Consider the following 16,854-nt stretch of genomic DNA (forward strand, 5'->3'; position numbering starts at 1 on the left):
AAGAAACCGGTACATGCCGGTTTCTTTTATTGCCAACGAGCATCCCTAGCATTGTCTATATTACTGCGCATGGCACTAACGAATGGGTGGTCTTTGTTGTAAATTGCTAGTCCCGTGGCTAACGCCAATTCATAATATTCAATCGCCTTTTTAAACTCTGCTTTCGCGTACCATGCGCTACCAAGGTTGCTTCGCGTCGCGGCCACATTCGGATGATTTTCGCCGAGGGTTTGCACGTAGATCGACAGCGCCTTCTCATAATACGCGATAGCTTTGTCGTGCTGCCCTTTTGCTTGCCAGCAACTGGCTAAACTGTTCTGGCGGATCGCGACTGACGGATGGTTTTCCCCCAACACGCGGATCCCGCTTTTCAGTGCTAATTCATAGTAACTAATCGCTTTGTCATATTGCTTAAGTGCTTTAAAAACGCTCCCTAGATTACTGCGCCTTTTGGCCACTGCTGGGTGATCTTCACCAAAGTGTTTAATCCCCCCTTGTAGTGCTAACTCATAATATTGTATCGCTTTGTCGTAGTCTCCCAACGATTCCCAAGCACTGCCTAGATTACTTTGTCTGATGGCCACCGCAGGGTGGTCTTGACCAAAGGTGTTGATCCCACTGTTAAGTGCCAATTGATAGTATTTAATCGCCTTTTCATGTTGTCCCTTCGCTGACCACAAACTGCCTAAATTACTCCACCTTATAGCTACCGACGGATGGTCTTCTTTGAAGGTTGCAATGCCGCTGCGAAGGGCCAATTCGTAATATTCTATTGCTCGGTCGTATTGGCCTTTTCCCTTGAATATTCTGCCCAAACTACTGCGTATCTCGGCAACATCTGGGTGCTCTTCCCCCAAGCTTTTAATCGTGCTAGCTAAGGCCAGCTCATATAAGCCTAAGGCTTTGTCGTACTGGCCCTTAGCCAGCCAGAGACTGCCCATATGGCTTTGCGTTGTAGCCACTACAGGATGCTGTTCACCGAGAGATTGCTGCCCCCCCATTAAGGCCAGTTGATAGTATTCATTGGCCTTATCAAACTGCCCTTGCGCTTGCCATGCACTGCCCAATTGATTATATGTTTTAGTGACTTCTGGGTGTGCGTTGCCGTATTTTTTAAGCGTGTGTTGCAGGGCCAATTCGTAATATTCAATTGCCTTGTCGTAATCACCTTGAATTTGCCACAGGCTTCCTAAAAGCCTGCGCGTGACGGCGACGTTAGGGTGGTTATCCCCAAAGGTTTTTGTATCACTGGCAAGCGCCGAGGCATAAAACGCCATTGCTTTGTCGTACTGACCTTTCTCCTGCCACACACTGCCAAGCTGCCTGCGCGTATCAGCCACTTCGGGATGACTCTCAGTAAAAGTTAACAAGCTACTGCTAAGAGCAAGTTGATAGTACTTGATAGCCTTATCGTATCGACCTTTAGCTTGCCAAAGACCGCCTAACAGGCGATGTGTAACGGCCACATCTGGGTGCCCGTCACCAAAGGTTTTTATATCACTGGTTAACGCCAACTCGAAAAACCCTAAGGCTTTGTCGTATTGCCCTTTCTCCTGCCAAACCCGGCCGAGCTGACGCCGAGTTTTGGCCACGCTTGGGTGACTCTCACCAAATTTGAGCAGATGGCTCTGATAGGCTAAATCATAAAAGCCGATTGCCTTGTCATATTGCCCCTTTGCCTCCCATAGGCTGCCAAGTAGTGCATGGGTTAACGCCACATTTGGGTGATCTTCACCAAATGTATTTATCTCGCTTTCTAACGCTTGCTCATAGTAATTTTGCGACTTCGTGTATTGGCCTTTGGCTTGCCATACGCTCCCTAGTTGACGATAAATACTGGCAACTTCTGGATGGCTGGTGCTAAAAATCGCCAAACTACTGGTAAGCGCGAGCTCATACAGTTTTGTTGCTTCATCAAACTGACCTCTGGCTTGTAAAAGACTGCCCAAACGCTTGCGCGTGTCCGCAACACTGGGATGGTCACCTCCGAACGTCTTAATGTCACTCGCCAACGCTTGTTTGTAATACAACAACGATTTGTCGTATTGACCCTTTTTATGCCACGCGCTGCCCAATTGCCTGCGCGTGCTAGCAACGTCAGGGTGGCTTTCACCAAAGATTAGTCTGTTGATTTGCAGCGCTTTTTCATATTGCTCGATCGCTTTTGTATATTGACCTTTGGCTTCCCAAGCGCTACCTAAACTGTTCAGCATCACCGCTACAAAAGGGTGGTCTTTTCCAACTGAATTTAAACTGCTTGTTAAGGCAAGCGTGTAGTATTCAATCGCTTTACCGTACTGCCCTTGAATTTGCCAAACATTACCCAGCTTATTGCGTCTAGTAGCCACAGTAGGATGATTTTCACCCAGTTGACGTATGCCACTTTCTAAGGCTAATTCGTAAAGCGCTACCGCTTTTTTATACTGTCCTTTTGCTTCCCATGCACTGCCTAGATTACTGCGCCGAATTGCCACCGAGGGGTGGTCGTCACCCAAAGTGGCAATGCCGTTTTCCAGTGCCTGCGTGTAATATCGAATAGCCTCGTCGTAGGCGCCTTTGGCTTGAAATACTAATCCGATATTGCTTCTTAACGTTGCAATAAAAGCGGAGTCCTTGTGCAAGTTTTTAACGCTACTGGCCAGCGCTAATTCATAGTACTCGAGGGCTTTATCGTATTGCCCCTTGGCATACCAAACTAATCCCAAATTGCTACGCACAGAAGCGATTTCCTGATGCCCATCACCGTAGTTTTCTATGCTGCTAGCAAGTGCCAACTGATAATAAGAGATTGCCTTGTCGTATTGACCTTTTGCTTTGTACGCGAGCGCTAAATTATTGTGTGCTGTCGCCACATTAGGATGTGCTTCGCCAAAGTGATTAATGTCATCTTCAAGAGCTTGCCGAAAAGCTTCTATCGCTTTGTCATATTCGCCTTTACTGTACCAAGACGCCCCTAACTGGCTGTATGTCATCGTGCTAGTGGTCTGGCTGTTTTGACCGTTGGCAGTGATGAGGATTGCTGGCAAAAAAACAACAATGAGTAAAAGAAGTATTTTATTTAAAAAGTGTGCTGCGTAACCTGATGATGTCTTTGTTTGGCGGGGCTGCTTAACAAAGGATTTAAAGTGACAGTGGTGTTTTCCGTTCATACGCACTCAACTACCCAGTTCGAATCTAACCAATATTGAGATCAAATGATAATTAGCTGACACGATGAAAGTGGAGTGATGAACCTTGCTTACCTAACTTTACTTGGTCAGTTTATATCGTCGTTTTTTTGAGTTCTTCAAGAAAGAAAAGATTCAATATACGAGGTATAAGAAACACAGCATCCTAGCTCTTCACTTTATAGTAGTAAGTCTGAGTTAAATGTCTATCAATCAGCGCGATTAGTCAGCTTGTCATACCAATCACTTCTCATTTTTCAGTAGGTTAGTGCCTTATCACTGTTGGAATAACCAGGTTTCATGCTCGGCTTAAATAGATAAGGGAATTTTATTACACCTAATTACATGGTGAGTATTTCAGCTGATGTTGACCCTTATATCTTATTGAGTAATGGGCCTATGTGACTCAGCAAATTGAATGAAAGATTCTATTTTTAATGGCTTGCTGTAATAGTAACCTTGGGCGTGATCACAGCCCAGAGATTTAAGAAGCTGACCGGTTTGAGCATCCTCCACCCCCTCAGCGACAATGTTACAGCCTAAATGTTTCGCCAGATAAATGGTTGACTTAACGATTGCCAAATCATCTTCACTTTTTAGAATATTACTCACAAAAGAGCGGTCTATTTTTATCTGATTCACAGGTAGGTCGCGCAATAACGCTAAGGAAGAATAGCCTGTGCCAAAGTCATCAATACTAAAGGCCAACCCTGTGTTTGCAATCTGTGCCATGGTAATTTTGACCCTAGCGACATCTGTCATCATCGCGCTTTCTGTGACTTCTAGCATCAGAGCATGCTTACTCCAATCGCATTGACTGAATATTGAGTTAATATTATCTACCAAGTGAGGACTTTGCAGGTCCTTAACAGACAAGTTGAGGTGCACGCATAAGCTCAATTTTGATTGATTGAATAACTGAATATCTTCTTTGACGATATTCATCACCCGTTGGGTTATTTGGGTTATCAGTAGGCTTTGTTCTGCGATTTTTATGAACTTATCTGGCGCAATATAACTTCCATCTAATTGAGGCCAGCGAATTAACGCCTCCGCCCCATTCACGCTGCCATCGGATAAGTCGATAATAGGTTGATACCAAAGTTCAAACTCTTCCAAAGCAACAGCTTGCTTTAAACGCGTCGCAATACTTAAGTTATCAGCGGCACCCGTTTCAAATGCTGATGAATAATGGCTAAAAGAGCTGGTGTTTTTCTTACATTCATACAAGGCCAAATTCGCTTGGCCAAGCAGTATTTCGGCAGAACGGCCAAGCTCAGGAAACCCCGTACCTCCAATACATGCGCTAACACTTAGCTCGTAGCTTTCTATCTCGAAATTTTCGTCCATAGTGCTGTGAATCAATCGTGCGATATCATCGATTCTGTTTGCTGATTCATTTTCCTTTTGGCTTGTATTTTCGCTTACCATTGCTGTCGATACTATGGCAAATTCATCCCCCCCTAAACGATACAAAGTACACGTATTTGGCAGAGTTTGGCCAATTTTTAGTCCAACCTGACAAAGCAGTACATCACCGAAATAGTGGCCTAACGCATCGTTAATTTGCTTGAACTGATTTAAGTCGAGGATCAATAAGTCAAATTGCTCTTCATTTGCAATAAGCGCCTGCATGTCTTGCATCAAATACGCTCGATTCGCCAAACCCGTTAGGGGATCGTGTAACAAATTACTGCGTTCTTGGGCAGCAAGTTGATTCAATTTCACCATGCTTTTTAAACTAAGACGTGTCACCAGAAATACAAAAAAACCACCCGCCATCATGATCGCTGAGACAATCACATCCGCGGTATTAATCGTCATTTTTTGCACGAAATAATAAAAAACGCCAAAGTAACCGAATACAAAAAATACGACCAGGCTGCGCAGCACTAACCATCCTAAATTGCTATCCGTTTTATAAATGTGATTAACAGGGCGAACACTGATCAGCAGAAACACGCAGCCACAAGCAATCATCAACACAGAGAAAAGATACAACACTGCTGGTTCCTAGTAGCGAAATGGTATTGAGACGAGTTGGCGATTAGATTCACCGAATGACGCGCTTATTAGCGCGTCTTATATCAGAATAATGTAGTCGATATTTAAGTAAAAAATATAAATAAATTTAAAAAATTAGAATATTTAATTTGTCTTAATCGCCAAATTCGGGTTATTAACTTCCCCTAACTCAGCAAAAAAGACTGGGGTCGCCGTCATACTTTGCCACACCAAGCTAGATTAAGCCTATTTACTTTAAGGATTATAATCCGCGTTATTGGCCACAACATCAGCGTTGCCAGTATCAGCTAAGCCACCACCTAATACGCGATATAGAGTAACCCTGTTGACGAGATCTGTTTGGCGAGTACTAATCAATGTTTGGCTCGCACTGTACATAGTACGCTGCGCCTCTAGTGCATTTTGGAAACTGTCCACGCCACCTTTATACCGCGCAAGTGATAAGTCATAGCTGCGTGTTGCTGCTGCAACCAATGCCTCTTGTGCATCGAGTTGTTCCTGAATGGTCGCTTTACGCGCTAAGGCATCAGCCACTTCTGAAAACGCACTTTGAATCGTATATTCATAAGCCGCTAAGAATTTCTGTTTTTGAGCCTGGGTAAACGCCAATTGGGCATCGTTCGCACCGCCAGTGAAAATAGGAATGTTCAAACTCGGCGCCAATGTCCAGATTGAGCTTGCGCCACCACTGAAGATATCCGCTAACACCGAGCTTGCTAACCCACCTGTAGCTGTTAACGATAAAGACGGGAAAAATGCGGCTCTAGCGGCACCGATATCTGCATTTGCTGATTTCAAATCGTGCTCTGCTGAAAGTACATCGGGTCGTTGTAATAACACATCAGACGATAGCCCAGCTGGAACATCACTCACGAAATCGGCATCATCCGGTAACGCACTGGGCAACACTGTGGCATCAATTTGCTGACCAACCAATAAGCGCAAAGCATTGATATCTTGTTCTACTTGGGTGTTGAAACTGGCAATATCAGAGCGAGCTGTATGATATACGGTCTGTGCACTGGCCAAATCAATCTTAGAATCAACTCCTAACTCCAAGCGTTTTTGGGTGATCTCCATTGTTTTTTGCGCGTTGGCCGCTGTTTCTTTTGCAAGGCTGAGCAAACTGCTGTCAGATGCAAGCGTCAACCAAGCATTAGCCACTTCCCCAATTAAGGCAATCTGTGCTGCCTTAGCGGTTTCAGCACTGGCTAAGTAACTTTGCATATCCGCTTCGCTCAAGCTGCGGTTTTTACCGAATAAGTCAATCTCGTAACCACTCAGACCCGCTTCTGCCTGATACAAGGTTGAAATGTCACCATCAGATGATTTCGCTCGTGTACCACTTAATCCTGCAGTTATCTGCGGGTATAGATCTGCTTTTTGAATACGATAGGTAGCACGAGCTGATTCAACGTCAGCCAAAGTTTCACGTAAACTTCTGTTGCTGCTAAGCGCCAGCTCTATCACTTGGGTTAAGCGAGGCTCGTGAATAAATTGCCTCCAAGGTAACTCAGCCGCTTTTTGCGATGTTAACCCTGACGTTTGCTCCAGTGTTTTGCTTTGCTGTTGCGCCCAATCGCTCGCTATGGGTAATTCCGAGCGTTCGTAGTCTGGTGCCATCGAGCTACACCCTGCCAATACGATGGCACACACCACTGATAATAATGCTTGGCGTATAGTGCCAGAGGTTAACTTAATCACGGGCATTCTCCATTTTTTTAGTCTCATCATGATAAACAGGGCGTCTTTTTGAGAAGATCCCGCGAATGATCACAAAGAATAAAGGGACAAAGAAAATCCCGAAAATCGTCGCCGTAAGCGTGCCGCCTAAAATACCGGTACCGATTGAAATTCGACTGTTCGCGCCAGCACCAGATGAAATTGCCAACGGCAAAATACCAAACATAAAGGCCAGCGAAGTCATGATGATCGGGCGTAAGCGAAGCTTAGCGGCTTCAACAGCAGAACCTACTAACGACATACCTTTTTGATAAGACGCTTCAGCAAACTCAACTATGAGTATGGCGTTTTTAGAGGCCAACCCTATGGTGGTCAACAAGGCCACTTGAAAGTAAATATCGTTTTCAAGCCCGCGCAGGGTTGAAGCCAGCGCAGCACCCACCACCCCAAGTGGAATAACCAATATGACTGATAAAGGCACAGACCAGCTTTCATAGAGTGCAGCAAGGGCTAAGAACACCACCAAAATCGATATCGCATATAACATAGTGGACTGACCGCTTGAGAGCTTTTCTTGATAAGACAAACCACTCCAAGCGAAGCTTAACTTCCCTTGTCCCACTTCTTGAACTAGTCGCTCTAATTCAGTCATTGCCTGACCTGAGCTTACGCCGCTGGCGGCTGAGCCTTGTATTTGATACGAAGCAATACCGTTAAAACGTGACAAACTTTGTGGTGCACTAGACCAAGACGAAGTGCTAAAGGCTGAAAATGACGTCATGGTGGTATCACCATCCGCGTTTTGCCCTCGCACATACCAGTCATTCAAATCTTCTGGTTTAGAGCGGTACTGCGCATCACTTTCGATATACACCTTTTTCACTCGGCCATCATCGATAAAATCATTTACGTAGGAGCCCGCCCACGCAGCAGTCAAGGTGTTAGACACATCCGCCAGCGATAATCCAAGGGACGTCGCTTTGCCGTAATCTATGTCTATTTTTAGTTGAGGGGTGTTACTCAGTGCCCCTTCGCGCACCCCCATCAGCAGCTCACTTTGCCTTGCAGCGGCCATGAATTGGTCTTTCAAGGTCGTGAGTTCATCTCGACTTGTGCCAGGAGCCGCCTGCAATTCAAAGGTAAAACCATTACTTTGTCCTAAGCCTTGAATAACAGGCTGCGACAAAGCAAATATACTTGCGTCACGTATTGTGGATAGATTCTTATTCATGCGCCCAATCAGCGCATCAGCACTTTGGTCGTCTTCAGTTCTATCATCCCATGGTGTTAACGACACAAAGCCCATGCCGGCATTTTGGCCACTACCGGAGAAGTTAAAACCAGAAATACTAAAGACCCGTTGAATGTCCTCAGACTCATTTTCAAGCAAGTATTGCTCTACCTGCTCAGAGACATCCCGCGTTCTGGATATTGATGCGCCAACAGGCATGTTCACTTGGAACATTATGCTGCCTTGGTCTTCTTGGGGTAAGAATCCTGTCGGCATACGTACCACTAATAACCCTAACACCACGATAATAACCCCATACCCTAATACCCAGCGCACTTTACGGGTAATTATCTTTCCTACCTGGCTGGTATACGACGCCGTTAACTTGTCGAACATACGATTGAAGCGCGCAAAGAAGCCTTTACCTTTAGAACTATGCTCTTTATGAGTCAGGAAACTGGCACACAACGTAGGGCTCAAGGTCAAGGCCACAATTACTGACAGGGTCATAGATGACACTATCGCGATGGAGAATTGCTTGTAAATGACCCCTGTTGAGCCGCCAAAAAAGGCCATGGGTAAGAATACCGCTGACAATACCACCGCGATCCCAATCAAAGCACCGCTAATTTCAGACATAGATTCGATGGTCGCGTCTCGGGGCGAAAGGTTTTTCTCACGCATTAGGCGCTCAACGTTTTCCACCACCACTATGGCATCATCTACCAGCAAGCCAATAGAGAGCACAATACCAAACATGGTTAAGGTGTTAATTGAAAAGCCAAACGCCGCCAACACGCCAAACGTGCCCAATAATACCACCGGCACTGCAATGGCGGGGATCAACGTGGCGCGCCAGTTTTGTAGGAACAACCACATAACCAGTACCACCAATACCACGGCTTCGGCCAATGTTTGCACCACTTCACTGATAGAGATTTTTATGAAATCCGTACTGTCCCGGGGGAAAGTAACCTCATACCCTTCAGGTAAATTAAGAGCAAGTTCGGCAACTTTGTCTTTGACGCGTGTGGCGGTATCAAGTGCATTCGCACCGGGTGTTAGCATTACAGCGATACCTGATGCTGGGTGACCGTTTAAGCGCGGTATAGCATCGTAACTTTCACTGCCAATCTCAACACGTGCTACGTCACCTAAGCGCACACTGGCGCCACTGGCATCTGATTTTAAAATAATATCGCGAAACTGGTCAGGCGTTTCTAACATTGATTGCGCAGTTACCGTGGCGTTTAGCTCTTGATTATCAAGGGATGGGACTGCGCCAATTTTACCCGCGGGCACTTGTATGTTTTGCGCTGCAAGTGCAGTGGTAATATCCGAGGGCATCAATTCATAGGCAGCCAATTTAGTTGGGTCTAGCCAGATACGCATGGCGTACTGTGAGCCAAATACACGGGTGTCTCCTACGCCATCTATTCGGGCCAGCGAATCTTCCATACTAGAAGAAATATAATCAGAGATATCAAACGCCGACGCTTTGTCAGTGGTGTCGTATACCGCTGTAACCAACAAGAAATCTGTATTGGACTTGGTTACTGTTACCCCTTGAGACTGCACCGATTCGGGCAAGCGCGAGGTCACTTGTTGTACCTTATTCTGTACCTGAACTTGGGCAAAATCAGCATCTGTGCCCTCTTCAAACGTGACATTTACTGACGCAGAGCCATCAGATGTACTCGAAGATGAGAAATATAGCAGCCCATCTAATCCTGTTAATTGCTGCTCTAAAATTTGCGTCACACTGTTTTCAACAGTTTCAGCATCCGCCCCAGTGTAAGTCGTACTTACCGAAATCACGGGGGGGGCTACAGTAGGATACTGTGCAATAGGCAGCGACATAATCGACGCGATACCCGTAAGCATGATGATAATCGATATAACCCAGGCAAAAACTGGGCGGTCAATAAAGAAACGTGCAAACATGTTTTACACGCCCCCTTTTATAGCAGAAGGTGCAGAAGACGGCGCAGCGGACGAATTTCCTGATTGAGCTGCAACAGCAACCATCTTACCGTTACTTTGCATTTGCACTTCTACCGTTTTCACTTCACTGCCGGGGCCAACCTTGCTTGAGCCTTCTACCAATAGTTTGTCGCCCGCCTTCAAACCTGAGCTGATAAACCATTTGTTACCCACTGCACTGATGGTTTCCACCACGCGCGACTGTACCTTGTTGTCCTCGTCAATGACGTAAGCATAAGCTTCACCTGCAGGGTTATGGTAAACACCTTGCTGGGGCACGAGAATAGCGTTGTCGTCAACCGCTTCATTAACGCGAGTACGCACAAACATACCTGGCAATAACACACCGTCAGGGTTAGGGAATTCAGCTCTTAGCGTCACGGCACCTGTTGAAGCGTCAACCGCTACTTCTTGCATTTTCAGCTGGCCTTTTAGCTCGTACTCACTGCCATCTTCAAGAAGCAGAGAAACATCCGTAGAGCCTTTTTTAATATCTGCTTTGGCTAACAATTGACGTAATTTCAAAATTTCTGTGCTGCTTTTGATCATGTCCACATAAATGGGGTCTAATGTACGAATTGTCGACAGGGCCGTCGTTTGTGATGCCGTGACCAATGATCCAGGGGTAACATTTGAAATACCAATCCGTCCTGAGATGGGTGCTTTTACTTTGCTAAACTCAAGGTTGATGCGCGCTGTTTCTAAAGCAGCTTCGAAACGTTCAATATCTGCTTTTGCTTCTAAATACGTTGCATGAGCATCGTCTGCATCTTGTTGCGACACACCTTCAAATTTCAAAAGGTCAGCGAAACGCTGATCTTTGAGCTTGGCGGTTGCAACGGTTGCTTTAGCACTGTTTAAATTTGCCTTAGCTTCATTGACGGCAGCTTGAAAGGTCGCAGGCTCGATTTGGTATAGAACGTCACCTTCTTCTACGAACTCGCCTTCAGTAAATAGGCGCTCTTGCATAATACCACCAACCTGGGGACGCACTTCAGCCGTCAACGAGGCTACCACTCTACCTTGCATTTGGGTGTCAATTTTATACTCGGTAGGGGTCACGGTGAGATAAGCAACTTCAGTGACACGCCCAGCCTGAGGCTGAGTTGTTTCTTGCTGGCATCCACTTAGCAAGACAGAGGCTAATAACAGTCCCCCAATACACGTTAAGTATTTCATGGTAAAGCGTTCCTCGTGATAAATTAAAAACGTGAGGCAAAAGACAAACGTTCCATCGATGGATAACCATTGAATGTTGTCACTGCCTATAATGGCCAAAATAATAACAAACAGAGGGTTAAGGTAGGGTTAACCTACACCAATGAAACGCCCTAAGTGGCAGGAAATACAGGGCCTAGAGCAAGGTTAAATGTAAGTAAGTATGTAAAACGTTAATGCGCTACACGTTTTGCTAAATAGACATGTAATAAAGCAGTTAAGAGTACATTAAGCGACAGATAGGCCAGCCAATTTACTACATTAATAGGAAGATTGTTTTGGATGAAAAATACCCAGCTAAGCGAGCAAAGCATGCTCACCCACCCTAGAACTGACAGTCGAGTTTTCCCGTGTTTTTTAATTTTTTTCACCCACACAGGCTTCGCATGTTTGTCCATATTGAATGACAAGCACAGCAATGAAAATAACTGTAAAGCAAAGGCTAACAACATGTTTTCTGACCTAAGGTGGTTGCACTTAAACGCGTCTTTGCACGTAACCAACATGCTGTTTTAAGTGAAATAGCGCCACAGGTAAGTGTGCACAAACAAAATCCTAAGTAGATGATATTGCCATTCATTAAGGCTTCAAGTAAGCGCGTATGCTCTTGATATACATCGACCAAAGGCAATAACAAGCACAAGAAAGCGATGGTAAACAGTTGCTCCTCCCATGCCCTTCGTGAGTCGCGTATGAAACTGTGTAGCAAGCACCCCAACCAGACCCAAAGAAAAACGTGTACCTCAAGGGCGGCTCGATTTTCGATAGCAATAGGAATGAGCCGATTACCAAGAAAATAGGCACTGATAGCTAACGGCAGTCCGCAGAGCGTGGCAATATTGAGCCGCTCGACGATGGCATGCCCAGCATGACGTGTTTTTATCTTGGCTAGACGCTTGTTTAGCCAAATGACCAAACCAGTGCCAATAAGCGCAGTAGATAGAAGACCGAGCAGAAATAATAGCCAGCGCAAACCAATGCCTGCAAAGTGCGCTTCATGCAGACCGAAAAATACTCTTCGTACACTGGCCGCGGTGCTGACCGGCGGGTAGCCGGTTAAAGCATGACCGGTGAGGGCTGAAAAAACCAAGCGCTCAGTCTGATAAGACAGAGTATGTTCATTAACGCGCTGAACAATGACACGGCCATTTTCGTTATAAGGTTGCTCAAAGGTAATGACGTCAATTTGATGTTGCCCAGCCCATTGTTGATTCACCTGGGCTTGTATCGCTGAAAAATCTCGCAATGGCTGAAAACTTGACCCCAGATCAGAAGTGGAAGTTAATGACGACTGTGACGCAGATGCGGATGATACTGGGGCTGTTCGAACAGCAGAAACTGGACTTAAACCAGGGCTAAGCGCACGGCTGAGCTGCCTTTCACCACCAGCGTAATGCTCTGCGGCCCAAGGCATGTACATGATCACATATATCATGATACCGCTGGCGCAAATCATGATGCAAAAGGGTATTGTGACAATCCCCGCAAGAGCGTGAAAATCCGTTAAGGTCTTTTGCAACTTGTTAGTACGCAAGGTGAAAAAATCGCGAAAGAAGCGTCTGTGGGTAAAAATGCCACTGAACACGGCCACCAACATGAACATAGCCGCAACACCCGCTATGTATCGGCCGCCATAGCCTCGTAGATGCAGCGTATAGTGAAATACTCGAAAGAAGTTACCCCCTGCAGTTTCTCGGGGGGAAATGACAGATCCAACTTGCGCACCTAAATCCAGGCTATGTCTATCACGCCCTTCGCTCCATTGTATGCTCCACTTCTGATTGCGTTCATTCGGCAAATAGATTCGCCATCTGTCGGCGTTTTCGCCTTTGTCGTGCAACATTGTCAGTGAACGATTAATGGTATTTTTGCTGGTCGCAACGTGCTGCAGTTCAGGCTGCATCCACTGGGTTATTTCCGGATTAAAGTAACTTAAGGTACCCGTTAAAAAAATGGTAAATAACAGCCAACCTAAGACTAAACCAGAGTATGTATGTAGCCATATCATGGACTTTCTAAAATCAGGCTTCATACATCACCTAGGGCGTATATTATGACGCCGCACACACTCAAGATTAAACACACATCGCGGCACAGTAAGACACTACTGTTGCGACAAAAACTGATGATAATCAACGCAAAATAAAACAAGTAGCTCAGCATAGTGCTAACCATTACCGCTTCATTTTTGTCACATAGGTGACTCAACACTAACAGCGGCACACACGCAAAACTAAAGGCCACTGAAGCAAGGTAGCCGCCAATAATGGCGACTATCATGCGAAGTGACACATCCAGTTGATGTTTCATCAGTAGGGTCGCAACCAGTCTGTTAGAAACGATATGATGCGGTTAATTTGGCGTTGCGACTTTCACCTGGTAAACCACCTAAGTACAGAGCCTTACTGTAGTAAGTTTCGTCGGTAAGATTGTTTAGGTTAAGCTGAATGTTCCACTTCTCGCCGACGTAAGTTACTGCACCACCCAATACGGCGTAGGCGTCAACAATCGCATAGTTAATACCAAATGCAGATGCCGCAATTGAGCGTTCATCTTCATAATTCACCCCAATGCTGAATTTGACTGGATAAGAAAGACCGTCAAACTGGTGGCTGTAACTTGTCCATAGACTGGCAAATTTTTGTGCAATCCCCTTTGTTTGTTCTTCTACTTGGCTTAATGCATGACTGCCGGGGTTAGTGACTGCATCTTGATAGGTTGCGTTAAAATTCATCGACCACTGGTCATTCAGCATTAGGTTGACGTCTAACTCGACACCTTGTGTTTCATCACGTTCGTCATAATAATATTCAGGTACGTCAATATTATAAAAGGCATCTTCTGGATCATCTTCGAAAAGCGGGTTCGAATAACGTAGGTTAGTTCTACTGGTTTTAAACCAGACTAAGGATGCTAATAGTTCTTCATCAAAGGCCGTAAACCTTGTGCCTAAATCAAAGGATTCAGATTCTGAGTCAGGACGGTCGTCATCTCCCGTCAAGCTACCTAACACACTGTAAGCAGTGCGACCTTTAGATTGATTCACGAAAGCGGCAAATTGCTCAGTTACCTTGTAGTTCAGCCCCACATTGTAGGTCAAACCATTATCGTCGGCATCAAATTCAGGATTGCCATCACTGAATTGGTTTTGGTATGTCTGCTTGATACCACTGTAGGCGCCACCTACTCGCGCTGTCAGTGAGTTTGTAATATATAAAACCTCTTGTAGGCTCAATCCCCAAGCTTTTGCTGACTTGTCATATTTGCTGCGAAGCGACGGGTTATAATCATCAAACTCACCAGTAGGCCAATTAGGTTCACGTATATCTAATATATACGGTACGGGATCGCTGCGAGTATCGTCTGCATCCCAAATTGAATATTGGGTATACGTCATATCACGATATTCGTAATTAGCGCTTATTAAGTGTTCACCACGTAAACTGCCTGCACTCCAAGTTTTCGATATATCAGCGAAATATTGCCACGTCGATTCCTCAGCAGAGATATTACGGTACTCTTGGCGGCGCGCAGCAAACGGGTACAGCACATCATCAATGATCAACGGCGCTCTCGGGTCAAGATTAATCACCCCGCTTCGGTTGTGATAAATATAGTTATAGGCAGAGGTTTGACGAATATAGTCAGTAGTGTAATTCCTATATTGAAATTGATGGGTTAGACGCCAATTGTTAGCAAACTCCAAATCTTGACGCACCTTTAACCTAAGCTCTTCGCCCTCATTAGGAGTCGACAATGGCGAAATTAATCCTGTGTCACCAAGGTCAATTGGCTGCCAGCCGTCTGTTGCACTAAGAGAATCAGCAAGAGTCTGGCGTTGCTCTTCCGTTAGCTGTAAGCCACCGTCAGCAACGTCGCCATTGGCTAGGTCGTCAGCGGTAATGCTACCCGGGTCGGAGTCGATTAAACTCAAATCGATCAAACGTACAGGATGGCCAATCGAGTCAATCTGCACAGCATCATCGATGTACGCCGCTGAAAAAAGCACCGAGTTATCGGCAGAGAATTCATGACTCAATGACGCGTATAATTCGCTACGTTCTGAGCTTAACCCGCGATAACCATCCGATGTTTCATAATTTGCCACTAAGCGGTAAGCCGTATCTTTTGCTAAGCCTCCGGTTGCGTCAAACATCACACCGTAGTTGTCCCACTGACCTACGACAAAGCGCATTTCATAGGCTTCTTTTTGTTGTGGCTTTTTCTCAATCAGGTTGATCACGCCACCGGCAGCGCCCATGCCGTAAAGACCGGTTGCAGGGCCTTTGAGTACCTCAATGCTTTCAACATTGGTCATGGTACGCGTTGGGTTGTAGCTGTTTTCTAAATCTGCACCACCATACATTCCATCATAGGCATAATTAACACCTAAACCGCGAATGGCAAGGTTATCGCCCACCCCATAGTTATTACCATCTTGAGATAAACCACTGACATTTCGCAGCGCTTCTTGCAAGGTAGTACCCGCTTGCTCGTTGATTAAGAGCTTATCAACCACTACGACTGCTGCAGGTGTTTGCATCAAACTCATATTCGATTTAGTCGCTGTGCCTGAGTCCATTATCAACTGGTTATGTTTACCGTAAACAGTGATCTTTTCCACATCGCTAACTGTCACTGCAGCCTTATTATCCGAAGCACTGGTTTCGTTCGCTAAGGTAGGAATAGAAGCGGCGGTCAATATGGTGGCAACAGCCGTTGATATTGGCCAGTGGTGTGTGCTTTTGGAATACATGGTGGGCCCTAATAAATGATGACAACTTCAAAGGCCGCGAATGGTAATTAATATCATTTAGATTAGCAATATTTAGTTACTAATTAACGCTATTTTGATACTTTATGATTATTTAATTTACCCGTTATAGCGCATCAGTTGCTAAAGCCAACGCCTAACGTTGAGTAAATAGTCGGTGTATGCCACAGGATAGGCTTGAGACAAATGCGCTTCTTCAACTCGGATTTGGCGGACCAATGAAAGTACACCAACGAGCAGGCAAATTAGCGAAAAAACACTGGGCAGAGCCAGAAAAAAGCCTAATTGAGCCACCGCAATAGCAGTAAACATAGGATTGCGCGAAAAGCGGAAGAACCCCCGTGTAAGGAGTGTTCTAGGTCCTGTTGGGTCAACACCTGAGCGCCAATATTCGCCCATGCTCAAATGCACTATAATGGTTACAGTAAATCCAAGGGTCAGTAAAATATTGCCTGTCAGTAACACGCAAGGGACAAGCAAAAATGAGAATATGCCTAAGTAGTAATCAAGTGCGGGAAAACCCCACCTGAATAAGCAAACCATCCAAATAATGACTCGAAATAAACGAAAAAGTGTGTGATTCCACCAAGAAGTGCAAAACCGCTCTCCCGCAAACACTTGCTCGTTACCGCTTTTGTACTTTGCTATGGTGATCTTTACGGCATAAAAAAGGGCGACAAAGGTAAAGAAAACGGCAAGATAACCTCGCGTAAACTCAATTAGTATCAACGCCTGTCCAGATATTTCCATACATGCTTACACACTAAAAAATA

The 16,854-nt window shown here is 45.3% G+C and carries 10 protein-coding genes; all 10 read right to left on the reverse strand.

Annotated features, from left to right (window positions below; translation table 11 throughout):
• Window positions 1–26: 26 nt before the first annotated feature.
• Window positions 27–3,026 carry a tetratricopeptide repeat protein gene (locus PATL_RS19435; RefSeq protein WP_232283259.1) on the reverse strand — a complete coding sequence of 1,000 codons (3,000 nt, stop codon included), beginning with the start codon at window positions 3,024–3,026 and terminating at the stop codon, window positions 27–29.
• Window positions 3,027–3,548: 522 nt separating this feature from the next.
• Window positions 3,549–5,171, reverse strand: coding sequence for a putative bifunctional diguanylate cyclase/phosphodiesterase (locus PATL_RS19440; protein ID WP_011576507.1), 1,623 nt, complete (start codon window positions 5,169–5,171; stop codon window positions 3,549–3,551).
• A gap of 255 nt (window positions 5,172–5,426) precedes the next feature.
• Window positions 5,427–6,902 (reverse strand): efflux transporter outer membrane subunit, encoded by a 1,476-nt coding sequence (locus PATL_RS19445; protein ID WP_081429954.1) that lies wholly within the window; start codon window positions 6,900–6,902, stop codon window positions 5,427–5,429.
• Entirely contained in the window at window positions 6,889–10,050 is a 3,162-nt protein-coding gene (locus PATL_RS19450) for an efflux RND transporter permease subunit (RefSeq protein ID WP_011576509.1), read from the reverse strand. The genes PATL_RS19445 and PATL_RS19450 overlap by 14 nt, the downstream gene beginning before the upstream one ends.
• A 3-nt stretch (window positions 10,051–10,053) precedes the next feature.
• Entirely contained in the window at window positions 10,054–11,268 is a 1,215-nt protein-coding gene (locus PATL_RS19455) for an efflux RND transporter periplasmic adaptor subunit (RefSeq protein WP_011576510.1), read from the reverse strand.
• A gap of 212 nt (window positions 11,269–11,480) precedes the next feature.
• A complete protein-coding gene (locus PATL_RS23105; RefSeq protein WP_081429955.1) occupies window positions 11,481–11,813 on the reverse strand; it encodes a DUF3325 domain-containing protein in 333 nt (110 codons plus the stop codon).
• Window positions 11,750–13,339 (reverse strand): PepSY-associated TM helix domain-containing protein, encoded by a 1,590-nt coding sequence (locus PATL_RS19465; RefSeq protein ID WP_011576511.1) that lies wholly within the window; start codon window positions 13,337–13,339, stop codon window positions 11,750–11,752. Before PATL_RS19465 ends, PATL_RS23105 begins: the two co-directional genes overlap by 64 nt.
• On the reverse strand, window positions 13,336–13,617 hold the full coding sequence (locus PATL_RS19470) for a hypothetical protein (RefSeq protein WP_011576512.1): 282 nt from the start codon (window positions 13,615–13,617) through the stop codon (window positions 13,336–13,338). The genes PATL_RS19465 and PATL_RS19470 overlap by 4 nt, the downstream gene beginning before the upstream one ends.
• Window positions 13,618–13,639: 22 nt before the next feature.
• Window positions 13,640–16,063, reverse strand: coding sequence for a TonB-dependent receptor (locus tag PATL_RS19475; RefSeq protein ID WP_011576513.1), 2,424 nt, complete (start codon window positions 16,061–16,063; stop codon window positions 13,640–13,642).
• A gap of 141 nt (window positions 16,064–16,204) precedes the next feature.
• Window positions 16,205–16,831 carry a methyltransferase family protein gene (locus PATL_RS19480; RefSeq protein ID WP_011576514.1) on the reverse strand — a complete coding sequence of 209 codons (627 nt, stop codon included), beginning with the start codon at window positions 16,829–16,831 and terminating at the stop codon, window positions 16,205–16,207.
• Window positions 16,832–16,854 lie beyond the last annotated feature (23 nt).

Origin of the sequence: Paraglaciecola sp. T6c, assembly GCF_000014225.1 — a bacterium.
Lineage (GTDB): Bacteria > Pseudomonadota > Gammaproteobacteria > Enterobacterales > Alteromonadaceae > Paraglaciecola > Paraglaciecola atlantica_A.